Raw genomic sequence first — 21,749 nt, forward strand, 5'->3', positions numbered from 1 at the left:
TTCCGGTCACTCGGCACTACCCTGAAGGGGGCACCATGAAAGAGAAAATCCAAAACTGGCTGCACGACCTGGGTGTTGCACTCGGTTTGATTGAACCGCCTCTGCAACCTGTGCCTATTCGCACTGACGACGAACAACGTCGACGCCAGCAGCGCCGCCGGTAATCGCAACGCTGCTGCTGTTGTAGCAGCTGTCGAGCACCGCGAGGCAGCGTTCGGCTGCAAAGCAGTCGTGAATCAGACGACGCGGTGTGTCAGGCAATCTTGCAAATAGGGTTGACGACTGCTTCGTCCGAACGCGGCCCGAACCGAACGCTGCCTCGCGGTGCTCGACAGCTGCTACAGGGAAACAAGCGAATCCAAGATTGTGGGCGGATTCAATCCCGCCCGATCTCCATCAGAAACCGACTCAAGTCATTCACCGTCCTGGCGTCCTTGAGCATCCGGTCTTCTTCCGCCGTAAACGCCGTCAACCCCAGCTCATCCTCCAGATGGAAGATCAGCTCTTCGATATCCTGTTTATCCAATCCCAACTGCGCCAGGCTGGCGTTGTCGTCGAAGTCATCCTGACCCTCCAGCAGGCGGCTGATGAAACGATGCACGGCGGCACGAACGGCAGCTCTTTTCATGATGGTTCTTCGAGGGCGTTATTGTTGTTCCTGGGCTTGAGTACAGCAGGCTTCAGGCGTGTGAGCGCTGCCACTCGTCAATCATCGTGCGCAAATGCTCCCCGGAAAAACTCCCGAAATGCCCGCCGTGTACCGTGCGGATTGGCAACGCGCGCAAGCGTTGCAGGCTGCGGGCGTAGTCGTCGAGATTGGAGTGGTAGGCGTCTTCGATCAGCGGCCCGTCGTAGATGATGTCGCCGCTGAACAGGGTCTCGGTCGCCGCTTCATACAGGCTGATGCCACCCGGCGAATGCCCCGGCGTGTGCAGTACTTGCAGCACGCGATTGCCCAGATCCAGCACGTCGCCTTCTTCAATCATCCCCGTGGCTGGCGCGGCTTTGACCCGGTATTCGGCGTAGCACAACGGGCAGTCCGGATGCGCCTCGAACATCTCGTCACCGACGAATGCACGGCTCAAATCGTTTTCGCCGTCAGGTGCCGCCAGGATGTCGGCCTCGGCCGGGTGCACCAGGCGTTCCGGAAATTCGTGATGCCCGGCGATGTGGTCGAAATGGCAATGACTGGCCACCGCCACCAGCGGCCGCTCGGTGATCCACGGCAGTTGTTCGCGCAGGCTCACCAGCCCGGAACCGCTGTCCAGCAGCAGATCCTTGTCGCGGCCCTGAATGTGCCAGAGGTTGCAGCGATAGAAGGGCCGGATGTAAGGCTCGTGAATCAGCCGAATGCCGTCACTGAGCTGTTTGACCTCGAACCACTGATCGCGAGAAACAATCTTCATCAAAGGTTTTCTCCAGACGAAAAAAAACGGGTGTGGCAACCGACGCCACACCCGTCGAAGAAAGCATCAAGTCGTTATGGAAAGCTTAGATGGCGCTCGCCACCGCTGCCGGGCGACGGGACAGCAAGCTGACCACGACGAAGCTCACCAGACCCACACCGAGGCTGTAGTAGATCGGGGTGTTGGCGTCCATACCGTCCTTGATCATGAACAGCAGCGCGGTGGCAAAGCCCATGCCCATGCTGGCGATTGCGCCGGCAGTGGTTGCGCGTTTCCAGAAGATTGCACCGATCAGCGGGATCAGCATGCCGCCCACCAGCAGGTTGTAGGCCAGGGTCAGGGCGCTGATCACGTCGTTCACCACCAGCGCGATACCCAGCACGGCGATGCCGGTCAGCAGGGTGAACAGGCGGTTGACGCCCAGGCTCGACTGTTTACCGCCGCGCAGTTTCGGCAGCAGGTCTTCGGTCAGAGTGGTGGCAGCGGCGAGCAGGCCGGCGCTGGCGGTGGACATCATGGCGGCCAGTGCCGCAGCGATCACCAGGCCACGGATACCGTCCGGCAGGGACAGTTTGACGATGGCGGCGAAGGCGTTGTTGACGTTGTCCAGGTCCGGGATCAGCACATGAGCGGCCATGCCGATCAGGGCGCAGGCCAGTCCGTAAAGGATGCAGTAGAAGCCTGCGAAGGTACCGGCGACCTGAGCCACTTTGGCGCTTCTGACGGTGAACACACGCTGCCAGATGTCTTGGCCGATCAGGATCCCGAAGAAGTAGATCATGAAGTAGGTGATGATGGTGTCCCAGCCAATCGTGGTGAAGCTGAAGGCGGATGCCGGCAGTTTCAACACCAACTCATCCCAGCCACCGACGCGGTACAGGCAGATTGGCAACAGGATGAACATCAGGCCTACGGTCTTGATGACGAACTGGACGATGTCGGTCAGGGTCAGGGACCACATGCCGCCGATCGCTGAATAGATCACCACCACGCCACCGCCGACCAATACCGACAGCCAGAACGGCAGGTCGAACAGCACTTGCAGCACGGTGCCAATGGCCAGGATCGAGACCACGCCGATCATCAGCGCATACGCCAGCATGATCACCGCGCTCGCCGAGCGGGCCATCGGGTTGTAGCGTTTTTCCAGCACCTGGGTAACGGTGTAGATCTTCAGTTTCAGCAGCGGTTTGGCGAGGAACAGGTTCAGCGCCACGATCCCGCAACCGAGGGCCGCGCAGAGCCAGAAACCGGAGATGCCATGGACGTAGCCCAGGCGCACGGTGCCGACGGTAGAGGCGCCGCCCAGAACGGTAGCAGCCATGGTGCCCATGTACAGGCTCGGGCCGAGGTTACGACCGGCGACCAAAAAGTCTTCGTTGGTCTTGGCCTTGCGCATGCCGTAGTAGCCCAGTATCAGCATCGCGGCGGCGTAGATGAGTACGACGAATAAATCCAAAGCCATGATGGCGTGTCTCCGATTGTCTTTTTTATGGTGAGGCTGAATTGCATTGCTGTGATGGGGCTTTGTGGCGAGGGAGCTTGCTCCCGCTGGGCTGCGAAGCAGCCCCAAACCCTGCAATCGAGTTCCTTCAGGGGGAACTCAATAGCTTGTTTTGCGACTGCTGCGCAGTCGAGCGGGAGCAAGCTCCCTCGCCACAGGTGTAAGCCATCACAATGTGTTTTTAATCAGGCGGCTTGTCGCATCGCCGGTTTACCGAGCGAATCCGTGCCCTTGCTGCGTGCATCATTCGGCCCGAACACTGCAGCCGATTCCGGGAAGAGGCTCAGCAGCGTCAGATACACCACCGAGGCCAGGCCGAGGGTGACCGGCAGGCTGATGTCGATGCCGCCGGCCAGATCGCCCAGCACACCCACAAACTGCCCCGGCAGGTTCACAAAACACAAACCCACCAGTGCACTCGGGACCCAGGCACCCAGCCCACGCCAGTTCCAGCCGTGGGTGAACCAGTAGCGGCCACCTTTCTCGCCGCGGGTGAACACTTGCAGGTCATCCGGGCAGTAGAAGCCGCGACGCACCAGCAGGCCGATGATCATGATCACCATCCACGGGGTGGTGCAGGTGATGATCAGCACGGCGAAGGTCGACACGCTCTGCACCAGGTTCGCCGCAAAGCGTCCGATGAAGATGAAGGCAATCGACATCACCCCGATCAGCAGCGTGGCCTTGACCCGCGACAGCACGCGAGGGAACACGCTGGACATGTCCAGCCCGGTGCCATACAGCGAGGTGGTGCCGGTGGACATGCCGCCGATGACCGCGATCAGGCACACCGGCAGGAAGAACCAGCTCGGCGAAACGGCCAGCAGGCCGCCGACGTAGTTGTTGGCCGCGATGTAGTCCGGCGCCTTGATCGCTACGATGGTGGCGGTGGCGAGGCCGAACAGGAACGGGATGAAGGTCGCGATCTGTGAGATCACCACGGCGGCCATGATCCGGCGCTTGGAGGTGTCACGCGGGATGTAGCGCGACCAGTCACCGAGGAACGCACCGAAGGAAATCGGGTTACTCATTGCTACCAGCGCAGCGCCGATGAAGGCCGCCCAGAAACCCGGTTGACCCATGCTCACGGTGCCGGCGTAGTTCACATCGAACGGTCCGGCGAACGCGAAGATGCCCAGCAGGAAGAGCAGGCTGGCGCTCCACACGGCGATCTTGTTGACCCACAGCAGGAAGCGGAAGCCATAGATGCAAACCGTCAGCACCAGAATCGCGAACAGACCATAGGCCAGGCCCAGGGTCAGGTCGGTTTCCGGCAGGCCGATCAGGCGTTTGGCGCCACCGATCAGCGCATCACCCGAACTCCACACCGAGAGCGAGAAGAAGGCGATGGCGGTCAACAGCGACAGGAACGAACCGACGATCCGCCCGTGCACGCCGAAGTGCGCACCGGAAGACACGGCGTTGTTGGTGCCATTGATGGGACCGAACAGGCCCATGGGCGCGAGGATCATCGAGCCCAGCAGTACGCCCAGCACAATCGCCCAGACGCCCGCCTGAAAAGACAGGCCGAACAGCACCGGGAAACTGCCGAGCACGGCGGTGGCAAAGGTGTTGGAACCGCCGAAGATCATCCGGAACAAGTCCGTAGGGCCTGCGGTGCGTTCGTTGTCCGGGATCTGTTCGACCCCGTAGGTTTCGATGTGCGTAAGGCTTTGGTCTTTGTTGTTGTTATTCATGATCAGCTCCGATCATAAAGGCGCGCTCATCGTGTGTAAGCGTCACCTGTTTGGCTAAGGGGGTGGCAGCCCTTCCGGCATCGCGGACAAATGTTCGTGGCAGGCCAGCCATAGGCCTTGTTGTTCTTGGCCAGACGCTTGTTTCTTGAAAACAATCGTCTCGCGCTCCTGGCTGAAGTGTTGCTCCCCTTGCATGCGCAGCTCGGTGGCCACGTCATGGATGAAAATCGCCACGTCACCTTGCAGGCTGACGAAAGCGTTGCTTGACGTGCACGCAAGCACCTCGAAGCCATCCTCGGCGCGCCAGGTGTCCCACAACGCCTGATAGGCATCGCGCGACAGCAGGGGCTGCTCGAGGGTGTAGAACACGAAGCTGGCGTCGGCGCTAAACGCGCCGAAGTAGGCTTCGCGATCGTTACGGGCGAAGGCGGACACCAGATCGGCAGCCGCTCTCAAAACCTGATCACGTTCATTCATGACCGATCCTCAGCGGTGGGCCACGCCAGGCAGTACGCAGAGCATTTCGTACAGCAAATTGGCGGCCAGCAGCGAGGTGTTGCCGGTGGTGTCGTAAGCGGGCGAGACTTCTACCAGATCGCAGCCGATCAGGTCGAGTCCTTGGCAGCCGCGAATGATCTCAATCGCCTGAATGGTCGTCAGACCACCGATTTCCGGGGTGCCGGTGCCTGGGGCCCAGGCTGGGTCGATGCCGTCGATGTCAAAAGTCAGGTACACCGGACCGCCGCCGACTTTCTCGCGGACTTCAGCCATCAACGGGGCCAGGGATTTGTGCCAGCACTCTTCAGCCTGAACCACGCGGAAGCCTTGTTTACGGCTCCAGTTGAAGTCTTCGGAGGTGTAACCCTGAGCGCGCAAGCCGATTTGCACCACGCGATCACAGTCGATCAGGCCTTCTTCGGCGGCGCGACGGAAGGTGGTGCCGTGGGCGACTTTCTCGCCAAACATGTGATCGTTCACATCGGCGTGAGCGTCGATGTGCACCAGGCCGACCTTGCCGTGCTTCTTATGAATCGCACGCAGGATTGGCAGGGTGATGGTGTGGTCGCCGCCCAGGGTCAGCGGGATCACGTTGTGTTCGAGGATGGCGTCGTAGGATTCTTCGATGATCCGCACGGCGTCCAGCAGGTTGAACGTGTTGATCGCCACGTCGCCGATGTCGGCAACCGACAGCGAGTCGAACGGTGCCGCGCCGGTGGCCATGTTGTATGGGCGGATCATCACCGATTCAGCGCGGATTTCGCGAGGTCCGAAACGGGTGCCGGGGCGCAGCGAAGTGCCGATGTCCAGCGGAACGCCAACGAAGGCAGCATCCAGACCGGCAGCGGTAGGCAAATGGGGGAGTCGCATCATGGTGGCGATGCCGCCGAAGCGCGGCATTTCATTGCCGCCCAGTGGTTGGTGAAGAATCTTGTCCACGGGTAAGGCCTCATCGTCGTTGTTTTATTTATGTCGGTTGCGCCGCTCCGGGGAGGTACGGGCACCGTTGGGGGCCGATTCTGCGAAATGTAGTGGCGGGGAAGAATCGCTACGGGCAAATACTTAGTTCAGATTTTTCTAAACTAATGGCGATGACGGCGATAGACTCTTTCCCGTGATCGTTCCCACGCTCTGCGTGGGAATGCATCCACGGACGCTCCGCGTCCCGTTGTTCCGAGTATGTGACGCAGAGCGTCACGAGCTGCATTCCCACGCAGAGCGTGGGAACGATCGAGAGATGGAGCCCCCCATGGCCAACGCTTTACCCGACCTGAAACTGTTACGCATTTTCGTCAGCGTGGTCCGTCATCAGGGGTTCGCCAACGCCCAGCAAGAGCTCAACCTCTCGACCTCGGCCATCAGCACCTACATGAGCCAGCTCGAAGCCGCCCTCGGTCTGGTGCTCTGCCATCGCGGTCGCGGTGGTTTCAGCCTGACCAGCAAGGGCGAACTGTTCCATCAGGAAACCCTGCGCCTGCTTGGCGAACTCGAAGGCTTCGAGCAATACGCGGCGGCACTCAAGGGCGAACTGCGCGGCACGCTCAACCTGGGCGTCATCGACTCCACCGTCAGCGACAAGGCCTTGCCCTTCGCCGAAGCCATCGGCGCTTACAGCCAGGAACACCCGGCCGTGCATTTGCACCTGTCGGTCATGAGCCCTTACGAACTGCAACTCGGCGTGCAGGACAACCGTCTCGACCTGGCCATCGGCGCGTTTTCCACGCGCATGAGCGGTCTGGTCTACATGCCGCTGTACCGCGAACAACACTGGCTGTATTGCAGCAGCCGTCATCCGTTGTTCACCGAGCGGCGCATTCCCGAACAGGTCATCACCCAGCAGCGCATGGTCGGTCGTGGTTACTGGAGCCAGGCCGAACTGGCCCGGCACGGTTTCAAACACAGCGCCGCCACCGTGGAAAGTATGGAGGCCCAGCTGATTCTGGTGCTGTCCGGCGCCTACATCGGTTACCTGCCGGAGCACTACGCCCAGGCCTGGGCGGACAAGGGCGATTTGCGGGTGTTGCTGCCGGCGACCTTCGGTTATCAGGCGCCGTTTTCGATGATCGTGCGCCGTGGCCGCAGTCGCGAGCCGCTGATCCAGACCTTCCGCGATCTGCTCAAAGCACAACTGAACCAGGCCTGAGAACATGTCCAGAATCCACTGTCCGCGCTGCCTGCGCCCACAAACCCACTGCCTATGCCCGTTGATCCCGAGCCTCGACAGCCGCACCCGGGTGTTGCTGTTGCAGCATCCGAGCGAGGTGAACCATGCGCTGAATACCGCAAGGCTGGCGGCGTTGGGCTTGAAGAATGCCGAATTGATTGTGGGCGAGGTGTTTGAGGATTTACCGACGCTGTTGAATCAGCCGGGTTATCAGGCGCGACTGCTGTTTCCGGCCGATGATGCGCAACCGATGCAGGCGTACGCCGTGAATGACGAACCGCTGTTGCTGGTTGTCCCGGACGGCACCTGGCGCAAAGCGCGCAAGATGTTGCACCTCAATCCGTTGCTGGCGGCGTTGCCGAGGGTGATGTTGGCGGATGGCGGCGTGTCTCGATATCGACTGCGCAAAGCCCCGGGGCCGGGGGCGTTGTCGACGGTGGAGGCGATTGTTCAGGCGTTACAGACGCTGGAAGCGCCTGTCAGTTTCGAGCCGTTGTTGAAACCGTTCGAGGCGTTGATCGAGGGGCAGATTGCGGCGATGGGGGAGGAGGTCTACCAACGTAACCATGGGCCGAAATAGATGCTGCCTGTGAGGGCCTCTTCGCGGGCAAGCCCGCTCCCACAGTGTTTTGTGGTGATCACATTATTTGTGTACGACTCAACCCCTGTGGGAGCGGGCTTGCCCGCGAAGACGGCAGCACAATCACCACCAATCCCGGCATAAAACTACCGCTCCCGCATCGCCTCTGTCCGGGCTTTCAACACCGGTTTCAGCAGGTAATCCAGCACACTTTTCTCGCCAGTGATGATATCGACGGTCGCCACCATCCCCGGAATAATCAGCAACGGTTTCACATCCCCGCCCAAGTGGTTTTTGTCCGTCCTCACCTGAATCAGATAAAAGCTGTTGCCCTTGTCATCGGTAATCGTGTCCGCACCAATCAGCTCCAGCTTGGCTGTCAACCCGCCATAAATCGTGTAGTCGTACGCACTGAACTTGACCATCGCTTTCTGTCCCGGATGCAGGAACGCCACGTCCTGCGGCCGCACTTTGGCTTCGATCAGCAAGTTGTCTTCAATGGGTACGATTTCCACCATGTCGCTGCCCGGTTGAACCACGCCGCCGATGGTATTGACCTTCAGTACCTTGATAATCCCGTGTACTGGCGACACCACGGTGGTGCGGGTCACACGGTCATCGATGGCGATACTCGACGCTGTGATTTTCGACAGGTCGGTGCGTTTTTCATTCAGCTCTTTCGCCGCGTCCGAACGGAAGGATTGTTCCGATTCATCAATCTTGCTTTTGATCTCGTTGATCGCCGATTCCGCCCGTGGAATCGCCAGCGTCGTGGCGTTCAGCGAGCCGCGAATCTCCACCGCGCTGCGTTTGAGCCGCAGGATTTCCACCGGTGAAACTGCCCCGGTGCCCACCAGCGGCGCGGACATATTCATCTCTTGTTGCAGCAACGCCAGGCTTGAACTGAATTGCCCCTGTTTGGAGCGGAATTCCGCGAGTTCCTGGGTCTTTTGCCGAAGTTGTTCACTCAGCGTCCGTTGCTCGCTGGCCAGTCGGCGCTGGCGTTGTTCGTACAGCGAGCGCTCGTCCTCGGCCACTTGCGGGGCCTTGGCGATTACTTCAGGCGACAGCTTGAACGGCCGGCCTTCCGCTTCGGCGGACAGGCGTTCGACCTGCGCGGTCAACGCATAACGATCCGCTTCGCTCTCGCCCTTGTTCGACAGAAAACGCGTGTCATCCAGGCGCAGCAAGGTGTCGCCCTTGTTCACCATTTGCCCTTCGCGCACGAAAATCTCGGTGACGATGCCGCCCTCCAGGTTCTGGATCACCTGGACCTTGCTTGACGGGATCGCCTTGCCTTCGCCCATGGTGACTTCTTGCAGTACCGCAAACTTGGCCCACACCACCGCAGTGATAATCAACCCGGCAGCCAGCCACACGGTAATTCGCGACCAGCGCGGCGAATCCTGCAGCGAGGCGCCGGCGGTTTCCGGCATGAATTCGCTTTCCGCGGTTTTGCCGAAACTGCCGAAGTAGCCCCGGTCTCGCGACTTGTCTGATGATGAACGGGCCATGGGTAGCTCCTAGACAGCCGCAGAGCCGACGCGGCCCTTGCGCAGTGCATCGATGACCGCTTCTTTCGGACCGTCGGCAACGATTCGCCCGTTGTCCAGCACCAGCAGCCGATCCACCAGGCTGAGCATCGAGGTACGGTGGGTCACCAGCAGCAAGGTCTTGCCCTGCACCCAGCCGTGGAGTTTTTGCCGCAAAACGTCTTCGCTGCTGTTGTCCATGGCGCTGGTGGGTTCGTCGAGCAGCATGATCGGCGGATCCAGCAACAAGGCCCGGGCCAGCAGCACCGCTTGACGTTGACCGCCGGACAGCAACTGCCCGCGTTCGCCGACGGGCCGGTCAAACCCTTGCGGATGCTGACGCGCCAGCTCGGTGACGCCGGTCAACTCGGCGACTTCGAGCATCCGTGAATCGCTGATGTAACGGGCGCCAAGGGTCAGGTTGTCGCGCAGGCTACCAGCGAGCAGCGGCAGGTCATGGGCGACGTAACCGATTTGCTGGCGCAGGTCGGCGACATCGAGTTGCCGCAGGTCTAGCCCATCGAGCAGCAGTTGTCCTTCTTCCGGCGCATAGAACCCCATCACCAATCGCGCCAGGGTGCTTTTGCCCGAACCGCTGCGACCGATGATGCCGATCCGTTCGCCGGGTTTGACGCTGAAACTGACGTTGGCCAGGGCCGGCGCGTTCTGGCCGTTGTAGTGAAAGGTCACACCGCTGACGTCCAACGCACCTTGCAGTTGCGTGCGCTCCAGCGGCCGCTGATTGGCGTCGCGCTCTTGCGGCAAGGACATCAGCGCATCGGTGCTTTTCATGGTCAGTTGCGCTTGCTGGTAGCGGGTGATCAAACCGGCGATTTGTCCCAATGGCGCGAGCACGCGGCTGCCGAGCATGTAGGTCGCCACCAGCGCACCCACACTGAGGTTGCCGGCGATGATGCTGTAGACCCCGGCGACGATGGTCGCCATGCCGGAGAATTGCTGGATGAACAGCGTTCCGTTGGTGGCCAGCGCCGAGAGGTTGCGCGCATGGCTGTCGAGGCGGGTGAGGGCGCCGTGGGTGCTTTCCCATTTGTGCTGGCGCTCGCTTTCGGCGCTGCACGCTTTCAGGGTTTCCAGGCCACCGAGGGTTTCGATCAGCAGCGCCTGGCGTTCGGCGCCGAGGCTCAAGCTTTTCTGCACGGTGTCGCGCAGGCGCACCTGGATCACCATCGCGAAAATGATCGTGATCGGAAACGCCAACAATGGAATCACCACCAGCCAGCCGCCGAGCAGGCCGATCACCACCAGCATCAGCACGGCAAAGGGCAGGTCGATCAGGCTGGTCAGCGTGACGGCCGTGAGGAATTCGCGCAGGCCCTGAAAGTCATGGATGCTCTGGGCGAAACCGCCGATGGTCGCCGGCCGCGCCTTCATCGCCATGCCCGTGATGCGTTCGAACAACGTCGCGGAAAGAATCACATCGGTTTTCTTCCCGGCGGTGTCCAGCAAGTGCGCACGCACGACCCGCAGCACCAGTTCGAAACCGGTGCCGATCAGCAAGCCGATGGACAGCACCCACAAGGTCGACGTGGCCTGGTTCGGCACCACACGGTCATAGGTTTGCATGACGAACAGCGGCACCATCAACCCCAAAAGGTTGATTAGGAAACTCGCCAGAATCGCATCGCTGTACAGCCATTTCGACAGCTTCAAGGTGTCGCGAAACCACGCTTCCACACGCGGCACCAGCGGCGAGCGCAAGTCTTCGAGTTCATGGCGTGGCCGGGCGAACAAGGCCTGGCCACTGTAATTCTCGGCCAGCTCTTCCCGGCTGACCCATTGTTCACCGCCGTCCGCTTCGCTGGGCAGAATCAGCAGCCGACCGTCCTCGCCGAAGCGTCGCAGGATGGCGGTGCGGCCGTTGTTGAGGATCAGCATCACGGGCAGGTTGAGCGAGGAAATATCTGCCAGTTCGCGGCGCAACACCCGCGCTTGCAGGCTGGCCCGGGCGGCTGCGCGTGGCAGCAGGTCCAGGCTCAAGCGCTGCTTGTTCAGTGGCAGGCCGGCACTCAGGCTGGCGCGACTGACTGTCGCGCCGTGGAGTTTGCAGAGGATCAACAGACCGTCCAGAAGCGGGTCATCGAAGCTCAGGCGCGGATCGACACCGATGTTGCCGGGTTCCATGCTGGTCAAATTGATCTCTCCACAGGCCTACTTCAGTTCAGGCAAACGGGCTTCGCTTTTCACTTCGGTGGAGGCGATCGCATCGGCGGGCAGTACCACCCGTTGTTTGCTCAGCAACTGGCCCATGTTCGCCAGCACGCGGTACATCGAGTACTCCTCGGTGTAGCGCACTTCGGTGTAGCGGCGATTGGCGTTGTAGAGCTCGTTTTCACTGTCGAGCAAGTCGAGCAGGGTACGTTGGCCGAGGCCGAACTGGTCCTGATACGCCACGCGCACGCGTCGGCTGGTATCCGCGTATTCGCGGGCAGTCGGGGTTTGTTTCTTGGCATTGACCATGGCGTTCCAGGCCAGGTGGATGTTCTCGTTGAGTTGGCGCAAGGCGTTGTTGCGGATGTCCATCGCCTGGTTGATCTGGTGCGCATCGGACTGCAGGCGCGCCTTGTCGCTGCCGCCGCGGAACAGGTTGTAGTTCATCACCACGCCCACGCGCCATTCGTTGTCGTGACCTTCATCGCCTTGCACGTTGTTGTTCGCACCCACCGCCGCTTCGGCGTCGAAGCGCGGGTAGAACGGCGACTTGGCAACTTCGTACTGGCTCTCGGCCGATTGCACGTCCGCCTGGGCGGATTTCAGGTACGGGTTGTTTTCCACCATGCTCTGCTGGGCTTCCGGCAGGCTGGCGGGCAGTTCGCCGCGGATCGACGGCGGCGCTTCGAGTTCATCGGGCAGGCGCCCCACAACGGCGGCGAAATTCGACTCGGCATCCGCCAGATCGACCTCGGCAGTGTCGAGGTTGTTTTGCGCCAATGCCCGGCGCGCGCCGGATTGGTCGGAGTCGGCGTTGCTGCCGACGCCACGCTGGGTGCGCAGGCCGATCTGGTCATTGACCCGCAAGTGAGCCTGCAGGTTGTTCGTGGCCAAGGTCACCAGTTCGCGGCGCTTGAGCACTTCGAGGTAGACCTCGATGGTGCGCAATGCCAAGTCCTGAGCGGTGCCTTGCGCGTAATAAGCCCGGGAGTTGACCACGCCTTTGGTGCGTTCGACTTCGTTCGCGGTGTTGAAACCGTCGAACAGCATCTGCCGCATGCGCAGCTCCGACTGGGTGTAGGTGAGGATTTCGGTGTGGTGATTGCCGAACGCCCGTGTGTTGGTGTTATCGCTGTACCCGCGCCCGTAGGCGGCGTTCAGGTCCACCGATGGATAAAAGCCCCCTTTGGCGACTTTCACTTGCTCATCGGCCGAGAGACGGCTGTCCACCCGCGACGCCAGTTCCGGGTGGGTTGCGATGGTGCTCTGGATCGCCTCGGTCAACGACATGGCTTGCGCCTGGGATGTGCAGGCCATCGCCAGCAGAACTGCGCTGCAAAGGGGGGTTAAAACGCGCATGGGTACATCTCCCTGATTCCTGATGGTTCTTTATAAGTCGCCAATTATTTGACGGCATTTATAGGCAAAACCGTTTCATGCTTGTAACAACGTAGCTAAGAACATTCTAGAGCGTAGCTAAGAAATTTTTTTCATATGGCTTATTCCAAAAAAAACTTATGCGCGCTGCGAAATCCAGCACATTGTTCACTCCGGAAGCCCTTGATTTAGGAGCTCTTGGGAGTATTCGAGGGTTTAAGGAAAGTTCCATCCACTTATCGACATAGGGCGGAGAAGTGCTGGAGGGGAGGGAAGCGAAACGGTTTTGAGGTGACAGTTTTTTGTCACTGTTTAGGTTCAAAATCGTTACGCATCGCTCGCAGGGCGATTTGTCGGCAATTAGAGCCCCGAGGTTATTGATTGCAATGGGGTTTTACCAAAATCGGACACGTCCCCTGCGAGCGACACGCTTGGCGAGAAGATCGCCGGGGCAGCGGCTTACTCAGAAAAAGCGCCCCGCACGCGATCCGCCACGCAAACCTGCTTCAACCATGAGCACGTTCTTCGCAAAAACAGGGTGCCGACAGCGGTTGGCAGCGGAGGAAATGCACATGGCAACGCTCATCGGTATCGTCAGTAAAGTCATTGGTCAGGTGTTCGCGGAATCGAGCGGTGGCACTCGACGCGTGTTGATCGAGGGCGATCGATTGTTCGTCGGCGACCAATTGATCACCGGGGCCGAAGGCGCGGTGGCCGTGCAGCTGCAAAATGGCCAGGAACTGACCCTCGGGCGCGGCAGCAGCCTGCCAATGACTTCCCAGTTACTGGCGCATCAGGCGCCCCATGTGGATACCGCTGAAGCGGTGACGCCGACTCAGGCGCAACTGACCGATGTCGAGCAACTGCAAAAAGCCATCGCTGCCGGCGATGACCCGACCCAAACGGCTGAAGCAACGGCGGCCGGCGCTGCTCCGACCGGCGCACCCGGTGGGGCGGCGGGCGGCGGCCACAGTTTCGTCATGCTCGAAGAAGTGGGCGGGCGGGTCGATCCCACCATTGGTTTCCCCACCGCGGGCTTCAACGGCATTCCTGAGTTTCCGCTGGAACGGCTGGCCGGTGACCCGGACAACGGCGACAACGGTGCCGGTTCAGGCGGAACAGGCGTCCTGCCGAACAACCCGGTCACCCTCGCGGGTCTGTCGGTGGCGGGGGGCGAACTGACCCTCAACGAAGCCAACCTCGCCGACGGTTCTGCCAGCAACCCGGGCGCGTTGATTCAGAACGGCACATTCACCGTGTCTGCGCCCGACGGGCTGACCAGCCTGAGCATCGGCGGGATCAACGTGATCACCGGCGGGGTGGCCGCCGGCTTCCCGCAGTCGATCACCACGCAACTGGGCAACACCCTGACGATCACCGGTTACAACCCTGCCACTGGCGTGGTGAGTTACAGCTACACCTTGGTCGGCAACGACACCCATTCGGCCGGCGAGGGTGCCAACAATCTCAGCGAACAGTTCACCGTGGTTGCCGGTGATTCCAATGGCGATACCGCCACCGGCACGCTGGACGTCAACATCAAAGACGACGTGCCCAAAGCGGTCGATGACAGCAACGCCAGTACTGCTTCGGAAACCCTGCTGACCCTGACCGGCAGCGTGCTGCCCAACGACTCGCAGGGGGCTGACCGCATTCCCACCGGCCCCAACAGCGGGCCGATCATTGGCGGTACGTTCACCGGGACTTACGGCACGCTGGTGCTCAATCCCAATGGCACTTACACCTACACGCTGAACACCAGCGATGCTGATTTCAAAGCGCTGCACGGTGGTGGCAACGGCACCGAAACCTTCACCTACACCCTGACGGATGCCGACGGCGACACCAGCACCGCCAACCTGGTGCTGCAAATCCACAACAACGATGACCCGGTCACGATTGGCGGCCTCAACGTCAATGGCGGCGAACTCGTTGTCTATGAGAAAAACCTCAGCGACGGCAGCAGCCCCGATGCGCCGGCGCTGACCCAAAACGGCACCTTCACCATCACCGCACTCGATGGTGTGCAAACCCTGAGCGTTGGCGGCATCAACGTGGTGGTCGGCGGCGTGTCCGCAGGCTTCCCGCAATCGATCGTCACGCCGCTCGGCAGCACGCTGACCATCACCGGGTTCAACAGCGCAACCGGCGTGGTCAGTTACAGCTACACCCTGGCCGATAACGAAGCGCATCCGACCGCCAACGGCGCCAACAGTCTTTCCGAGCAATTCGCCGTCACCGTTGTGGATGACAACGGCACCACCGCCAACGGCAATCTCGACGTGAACATCGTCGACGACCTGCCCAAAGCGGTCGATGACAGCAACGCCAGCACCGCCTCGGAAAACCTGCTGACCCTCAACGGCAACGTGCTGACCAACGACACGCAAGGCGCTGACCGCGTGACCATCGGCGAAAACGCCGGCCCGATCACGCCCGGCACCTTCGCCGGGACTTACGGCACCCTGGTGCTGAACGCCAACGGCACGTACACCTATACCCTCAACACCAGCGATGCGGATTTCAAAGCCCTGCACGGTGGTGGCAACGGCACCGAGAATTTCACCTACACCCTCACCGATGCCGACGGCGATACCAGCACCGCGACCCTGGTGCTGGAAATCCATAACAACGATGACCCGGTCACGATTGGCGGCCTCAACGTCGAAGGCGGCGAGCTTACCGTCTACGAGAAAAACCTCAGCGACGGCAGCAGCCCCGATACCCCGGCGCTGACCCAAAGCGGCACCTTCACCATCACCGCGCCAGATGGCGTGCAAACCCTCAGCGTTGGCGGCATCAACGTGGTGGTCGGCGGCGTGTCCGCAGGCTTCCCGCAATCGATCGTCACGCCGCTCGGCAGCACGCTGACCATCACCGGTTTCAACAGCGCAACCGGCGTGGTCAGTTACACCTACACCCTGGTCGATAACGAAGCGCATCCGACCGCGAATGGCGCCAACGGCATCTCCGAGCAATTTGCAGTCACAGTGGTCGACGACAACGGCACCACCGCCAACGGCAACCTCGACGTGAACATCGTTGACGACCTGCCCAAAGGCGTGGACGACAGCAACGCCGGCACCGCCTCGGAAACCCTGCTGACCCTTAACGGCAACGTACTGACTAACGACGTGCAAGGCGCCGACCGCGTACCGACTGGCCCAAGTGCCGGACCGATCACCCCCGGCACCTTCACCGGGACTTACGGCACCCTGGTGCTGAACGCCAACGGCACGTACACCTACACCCTCAACACCAGCGATGCAGATTTCAAAGCCCTGCACGGCAATGGCAGCGGCACCGAAACCTTCACCTACACCCTCACCGATGCCGACGGCGATACCAGCACCGCCAACCTGGTGCTGAACATCCACAACAACGACGACCCGGTGACCCTCAACGGCCTCGACGTCTACGGCGGTGAACTGACCGTCTACGAGAAAAACCTCAGCGACGGCACCAGCCCGAACACGCCCGCCCTGACCCAGAGCGGCACCTTCACCGTGACCGCCCTCGATGGCCTGCAAACCCTGACCGTGGGCGGGATCAACGTGGTGACCGGCGGCGTGGCCGCAGGTTTCCCGCAATCGATCGTCACGCCGTTGGGCAGCACGCTGACCATCACCGGCTACAACCCGGCCACCGGCGTGATCAGCTACAGCTACACCCTGGCCGATAACGAAGCGCATCCGACCGCCAATGGCGCCAATAGCCTCACCGAGAACTTCAACGTGGTGGCGACGGACACCGACGGCAGCACCGCGTCGGGCCAGATCAACGTCAACATCGTCGATGACCTGCCCACAGCGCACCCTGATTTCGCCTCGGTGGACGAGGGCGCGACGGTCTCGGGCAACGTGCTGGATAACGACATCGGCGGTGCCGACGGCCCGGCGCTCAGTGGCGCCGTGATTGGCGTGCGCGCAGGCTCGGACACGTCGACCTCGGCCATCGGAGGCCTGGGCACAAACATCAACGGCACCTACGGTTACCTGACGCTGGATGCCAACGGCAACGCGACCTATCACAGCAATCCCAACGCGGTGAACGGCCCGGGTGCGATCGACGTGTTCACCTACACCGTGCGCGATGCCGATGGTGACGAAAGCACCACCACCGTCACCATCGACGTGTCCAACAGCTGCATCGTCGCGTCCCGCGATACCGACGTGACCGTCTACGAAAAAGCCCTGGACCTGACCAAGGACGGGCAAGACCTGGCCGCCGGTTCGGTCATCGGCAGCGACCCCACCAGCACCGGCGAAACCGCCAAGGGCACGCTGGTTGGCTCGGTCACCGGTGCGACCGGCGCGATCACTTACACCCTGGTTGGCAGCGCCACAGGCAATTTTGGCCAGCTCCAGCTCAACCCCAACGGAACGTACACCTACACCTTGACGTCGCCGGCGACCACCACACCGCATGCCAACGACGGTGCGAATTCGCTGACCGAAAGCTTCACCTACAAGGCCACCGATTCGCTGGGCAACAGCACCACCAGCACCATCGTGGTCAAGATCGTCGATGACGTGCCAAAAGCCGTTAACGACAGCAACACTGGCACTGCATCGGAGACTGTGCTGACACTCAATGGCAACGTCCTGACCAACGACGTTCAGGGCGCGGACCACGTCGCCACCGGGCCGAACGCCGGGCCTGTGACCCCCGGCACCTTCACCGGGACTTACGGCACCCTGGTGCTCAACGCCAACGGCACGTACACCTACACGCTGAACACCAACGATGCCGACTTCAAAAACCTGCACGGTGGCGGCAACGGCACCGAAACGTTTGCCTACACCCTTACCGATGCCGACGGCGATACCAGCACCGCCAACCTGGTGCTGAACGTCCACAACAACAACGACCCGGTCACCCTCAACGGCCTCGATGTGTACGGCGGTGAACTGACCGTCTACGAGAAAAACCTCAGCGACGGCACCAGCCCGAACACGCCAGCCCTGACCCAGAGCGGCACCTTCACCGTGACCTCGCTGGATGGTCTGCAAACCCTGACCGTGGGCGGGATCAACGTGGTGACCGGCGGCGTGGCGGCAGGCTTCCCGCAATCGGTCGTCACACCGCTCGGCAGCACGCTGACCATCACCGGTTACAACCCGGCCACCGGCGTGGTCAGTTACAGCTACACCCTGGCGGATAACGAAACCCATCCAACCGCCAACGGCGCCAATAGCCTCACCGAGAACTTCAACGTGGTGGCGTCGGACACCGACGGCAGCACCGCGACCGGTCAGATCAACGTCAACATTGTCGATGATTTGCCAACCGCCAAAGCGGATACGGCGAGCGTGGTCGAAGGCGGCACGGTCAGCGGCAACGTGCTGGACAACGACATCAAGGGCGCCGACGGCGCGGCACCCGGTGGTGCAGTGGTCGGCGTGCGCGCAGGTTCGGACACTTCGTCCTCGGCCATCGGCGGCCTGGGCTCGAACATCAACGGCACCTACGGTTACCTGACGCTGGATGCCAACGGCAACGCGGTTTATCACAGCAATCCAAACGCCGTGAGTGGGGCGGGCGCCACGGACACGTTCACCTACACCGTGCGCGATGCCGATGGCGATGAAAGCACCACCACCATCACCATCGACGTGTCGAACAGCTGCATCAAAGCGGTCACCGACACTGATGTGACCGTCTACGAGAAAGCGCTGGACCTGAGCAAGGATGGTCTGGACCTGGCGGCCGGCACCGTCACTGGCAGCGATCCGGGCAACACCGGCGAAACGGCGACTGGCACCCTCGTGGGTTCGGTCACCGGCGCGAGTGGCGCGGTCACGTACACCCTGGTCGGCAGCGCCACAGGGACGTACGGGCAAATGCTGCTCAACCCCAACGGCACCTACACCTACACCCTGACTTCGGCACCGAAAACGTCGCCGAACGCCAACGATGGGGCCAACACCCTGAGCGAAAGTTTCACCTACAAAGCCACGGATGCCCTGGGTAACAGCACCACCAGCACCATCGTAGTGAGCATCGTCGATGACGTGCCCAAAGCGGTGGCTTCCGATCGTTCGGTCGCCGCGGTCGAGATCGATTCCAACCTGCTGTTGGTGATCGACGTCTCGGGCAGTATGGCCGACGCTTCCGGCGTACCCGGGCTGTCGCGGTTGGCGCTGGCCAAGCAGGCGATCAGTGCCTTGCTCGACAAATACGATGACCTGGGCGATGTAAAAGTGCAGATCGTCACCTTCAGCAGCAACGCCACCGACAAGACATCGATCTGGGTTGATGTAGCGACCGCCAAGTCGATCATCTCCGGCCTGACTGCCGGCGGTGGCACCAACTACGACGCGGCTGTCGCCACCATGCAAACCGCGTTCAATACCTCGGGCAAACTGACCGGGGCGCAGAACGTCGGCTACTTCTTCTCCGACGGCAAACCCAACGAAGGCGACATCGGCACTGCGGACGAAACCGCGCTCAAAGCCTTCCTCGATGCCAACAGCATCAAGAACTACGCGATCGGCCTGGGCAGCGGCGTGAGCAACGCCAACCTCGACCCGCTGGCCTATGACGGCAGCACGCACACCAACACCAACGCGGTGGTGGTGACCGATCTCAACCAACTCAACTCGGTGCTTTCGGGCACGGTGGTTGGCGCGCCGGTAACGGGCACCTTGCTCGATGGCGGGACCTTCGGTGCCGATGGCGGCTTCATCAAAACCCTCGTGGTCGACGGCACCACGTACACCTACGACCCTAAAGGCAACAGCAACCAGGGCGCGCTGAACTTCAGCGGCGGCGCCAACCACGGCACGTTCAACACGGTGAACAACAGCATCAGCATCGCCACCAACAATGGCGGCACCCTGGTGGTGAACCTCGACACCGGCGAGTACACCTACACCTCGCAAAAAACCACAGCAGTGGTGCTCACCGAAAACATCGGCTTCACCGCCAGCGACAACGATGGCGACCTGGCCAGCTCCACGCTGACGGTCAAAGTCATTCCGAACGCGGCGCCGGTGGCGGTCGATGACCACATCATCACCAACGTACTCTCGGGCAACATCGTGGTGCCGGGTGAATTGCTGCTGGCCAACGACACCGATGCCAATGGCGATCCGCTGACGGCGTCTCCTACCACCTTCACCACCGGCTGGATTTCAAAAGCCGCCGACTTCACCGGCACCGGGGCGATCAGCTTCTCCTCGACCGGCAACAACACCGCCAACCAGGTCCTGGCGAATGTGCGCAACGCCTTTGCGGCAAACGCGGCGACCATGACGGCGGTGCTGGTGGTCAGTGGTTACCTGGGCGGGGTGACCACCGGCAATGCCAACGATGAGGACCGGATCACCGTCAACCTGAAACAAGGCGAAACCCTCAACCTGGACCACAACCTGGCGGGCGGTCACATCGCCATGGAGTACTCGCTCAACGGCGGCGGATGGATCACCCTCGCGGACGGGCAAACCCTCACCGCGGCGGCGGACGGCACCTACCAGATCCACGTCACCAACATCACCAACACCAGCGGCAGCGGCGTGAACAACGCGGAAAACTACCAACTGACCATGACCCTCAATTACGCCGGGGGCCACGACATCGCCCCGGACGCTCACGGTACCTACACCGCCAATGACAGCCATGGCGGCAGCGACAGCGCAGCGGTGACCATCAGCTATCAGGATGGCCACACCCTCACCGGCACGGCGGGCGACGATGTATTGGTGGCGGGCACCGGCAACAACGTCATCAATGCCGGCGACGGCAACGACGTGCTCAGCGCCGGTAACGGCAACAACGAGCTGCACGGCGGTGCCGGCAATGACTTGCTGTTCAGCGGCACCGGCAACGACCTGCTCGACGGCGGCACCGGCATCGACACCGTGAGCTATGCCCACGCCAGTGGCGCGGTCACGGTCGACCTGAGCCTGGCCACCGCGCAAAACACCGGAGGCGCTGGCACCGACACCTTGACCGCAGTCGAAAACCTCACCGGCTCCAACTTCAACGACTCGCTCACGGGCGATAACTTCAGCAACGTCATCAACGGTGGCTTGGGCGATGACATCCTCAAGGGCGGTGGCGGCGACGACTTCCTGATCGGCGGCCTGGGCAACAACACCCTCACCGGCGGGGCAGGGGCCGACACCTTCCAGTGGCTCAAAGGCAACAGCGGCCACGACATGGTCACCGACTTCACCCCCGGCACCGACAAGCTGGACCTGTCGCAACTGCTGCAAGGCGAAAACAACACCGCAGCGTCGCTGGATGACTACCTGCACTTCAAAGTCATCGGCAGCGGCGCCTCGGTGCTGACCAGCATCGACGTCAGCGCCATGGCCGGCGCGGCACCGAACCAGACCATCGACCTGGCCGGCGTCAACCTGGCCAGCCACTACGGCGTCACGCCGGGAGCGGGCGGGGTGGTGGCGGGCGGGCATGACACGGCGACCATCATCAATGGCATGTTGAATGACCATTCTTTGAAGGTGGATACCGTTTGATCTGAGCGCTGAAACGACAAAACCCGCCATTCCTGTGAAAGGAATGGCGGGTTTTTTGTTGTCTGCGAGATCGCTTTCGTAGGATCGTCGCCCGGAGCAAACCCGCTCCCACATTCGGTCTTCATTGAACACAAAACTGGCGAACAACCCATATCACTGTGGGAGCGGGCTTGCCCGCGAAGAGGCCCAAAAGACCACCACAAAACTCGCAGCCTTACAGGCTGTTGTGGCGAGGGAGCTTGCTCCCGCTGGGTTGCGAAGCAGCCCCAAAACCATTCACCGCCGTTTTTCAGGTAAACCGTCTGTGCTGGATGGCGACTGCTGCGCAGCCGAGCGGGA

General features: G+C 61.4%; 13 protein-coding genes. 4 read left to right on the forward strand and 9 right to left on the reverse strand.

Annotation, left to right across the window (positions count from 1 at the left end; genetic code table 11):
- Positions 1-35 precede the first annotated feature (35 nt).
- Positions 36-164, forward strand: coding sequence for a PA1414 family protein (locus ACYZT8_RS07430; protein ID WP_007914492.1), 129 nt, complete (start codon positions 36-38; stop codon positions 162-164).
- A gap of 212 nt (positions 165-376) precedes the next feature.
- Here the strand turns inward: ACYZT8_RS07430 and ACYZT8_RS07435 are convergent, their stop codons facing one another.
- The 6 genes from ACYZT8_RS07435 to speB form a co-directional block, all read right to left on the reverse strand.
- On the reverse strand, positions 377-628 hold the full coding sequence (locus ACYZT8_RS07435) for an acyl carrier protein (protein WP_461980174.1): 252 nt from the start codon (positions 626-628) through the stop codon (positions 377-379).
- Positions 629-680: 52 nt separating this feature from the next.
- A complete protein-coding gene (locus tag ACYZT8_RS07440) occupies positions 681-1,406 on the reverse strand; it encodes an MBL fold metallo-hydrolase (protein WP_461980175.1) in 726 nt (241 codons plus the stop codon).
- An 85-nt stretch (positions 1,407-1,491) separates the two neighbouring features.
- Positions 1,492-2,871: a sodium:solute symporter family protein gene (locus ACYZT8_RS07445; RefSeq protein WP_461980176.1), complete on the reverse strand. Its 1,380-nt coding sequence runs from the start codon at positions 2,869-2,871 to the stop codon at positions 1,492-1,494.
- Between the two features lie 224 nt (positions 2,872-3,095).
- Complete coding sequence (locus ACYZT8_RS07450; protein ID WP_461980177.1) at positions 3,096-4,607, reverse strand: purine-cytosine permease family protein; 1,512 nt, start codon at positions 4,605-4,607, stop codon at positions 3,096-3,098.
- A 54-nt stretch (positions 4,608-4,661) separates the two neighbouring features.
- Positions 4,662-5,084, reverse strand: a complete 423-nt coding sequence (locus ACYZT8_RS07455) for a YybH family protein (RefSeq protein ID WP_461980178.1) — start codon at positions 5,082-5,084, stop codon at positions 4,662-4,664.
- Between the two features lie 9 nt (positions 5,085-5,093).
- Positions 5,094-6,044, reverse strand: coding sequence for an agmatinase (gene speB / locus ACYZT8_RS07460; protein ID WP_010462004.1), 951 nt, complete (start codon positions 6,042-6,044; stop codon positions 5,094-5,096).
- A 310-nt stretch (positions 6,045-6,354) separates the two neighbouring features.
- Here speB and ACYZT8_RS07465 point away from each other — a divergent pair, with 310 nt between their 5' ends.
- Positions 6,355-7,248 carry a LysR family transcriptional regulator gene (locus tag ACYZT8_RS07465; protein ID WP_007945995.1) on the forward strand — a complete coding sequence of 298 codons (894 nt, stop codon included), beginning with the start codon at positions 6,355-6,357 and terminating at the stop codon, positions 7,246-7,248.
- A gap of 4 nt (positions 7,249-7,252) precedes the next feature.
- Positions 7,253-7,849 (forward strand): tRNA-uridine aminocarboxypropyltransferase, encoded by a 597-nt coding sequence (locus ACYZT8_RS07470; protein ID WP_461980179.1) that lies wholly within the window; start codon positions 7,253-7,255, stop codon positions 7,847-7,849.
- A gap of 146 nt (positions 7,850-7,995) precedes the next feature.
- Here the strand turns inward: ACYZT8_RS07470 and ACYZT8_RS07475 are convergent, their stop codons facing one another.
- The 3 genes from ACYZT8_RS07475 to ACYZT8_RS07485 are packed head-to-tail and all read right to left on the reverse strand — an operon-like array spanning position 7,996 to position 12,909.
- A complete protein-coding gene (locus tag ACYZT8_RS07475) occupies positions 7,996-9,363 on the reverse strand; it encodes an HlyD family type I secretion periplasmic adaptor subunit (protein ID WP_461980180.1) in 1,368 nt (455 codons plus the stop codon).
- A gap of 9 nt (positions 9,364-9,372) precedes the next feature.
- Complete coding sequence (locus ACYZT8_RS07480; protein ID WP_461980181.1) at positions 9,373-11,532, reverse strand: type I secretion system permease/ATPase; 2,160 nt, start codon at positions 11,530-11,532, stop codon at positions 9,373-9,375.
- Between the two features lie 18 nt (positions 11,533-11,550).
- A complete protein-coding gene (locus tag ACYZT8_RS07485; protein WP_461980182.1) occupies positions 11,551-12,909 on the reverse strand; it encodes a TolC family outer membrane protein in 1,359 nt (452 codons plus the stop codon).
- Between the two features lie 590 nt (positions 12,910-13,499).
- Between ACYZT8_RS07485 and ACYZT8_RS07490 the strand changes: the two genes are divergently transcribed.
- Positions 13,500-21,410 (forward strand): retention module-containing protein, encoded by a 7,911-nt coding sequence (locus ACYZT8_RS07490; RefSeq protein ID WP_461980183.1) that lies wholly within the window; start codon positions 13,500-13,502, stop codon positions 21,408-21,410.
- Positions 21,411-21,749: the final 339 nt, after the last annotated feature.

It is taken from the genome of Pseudomonas sp. LB3P93 (assembly GCF_054898025.1).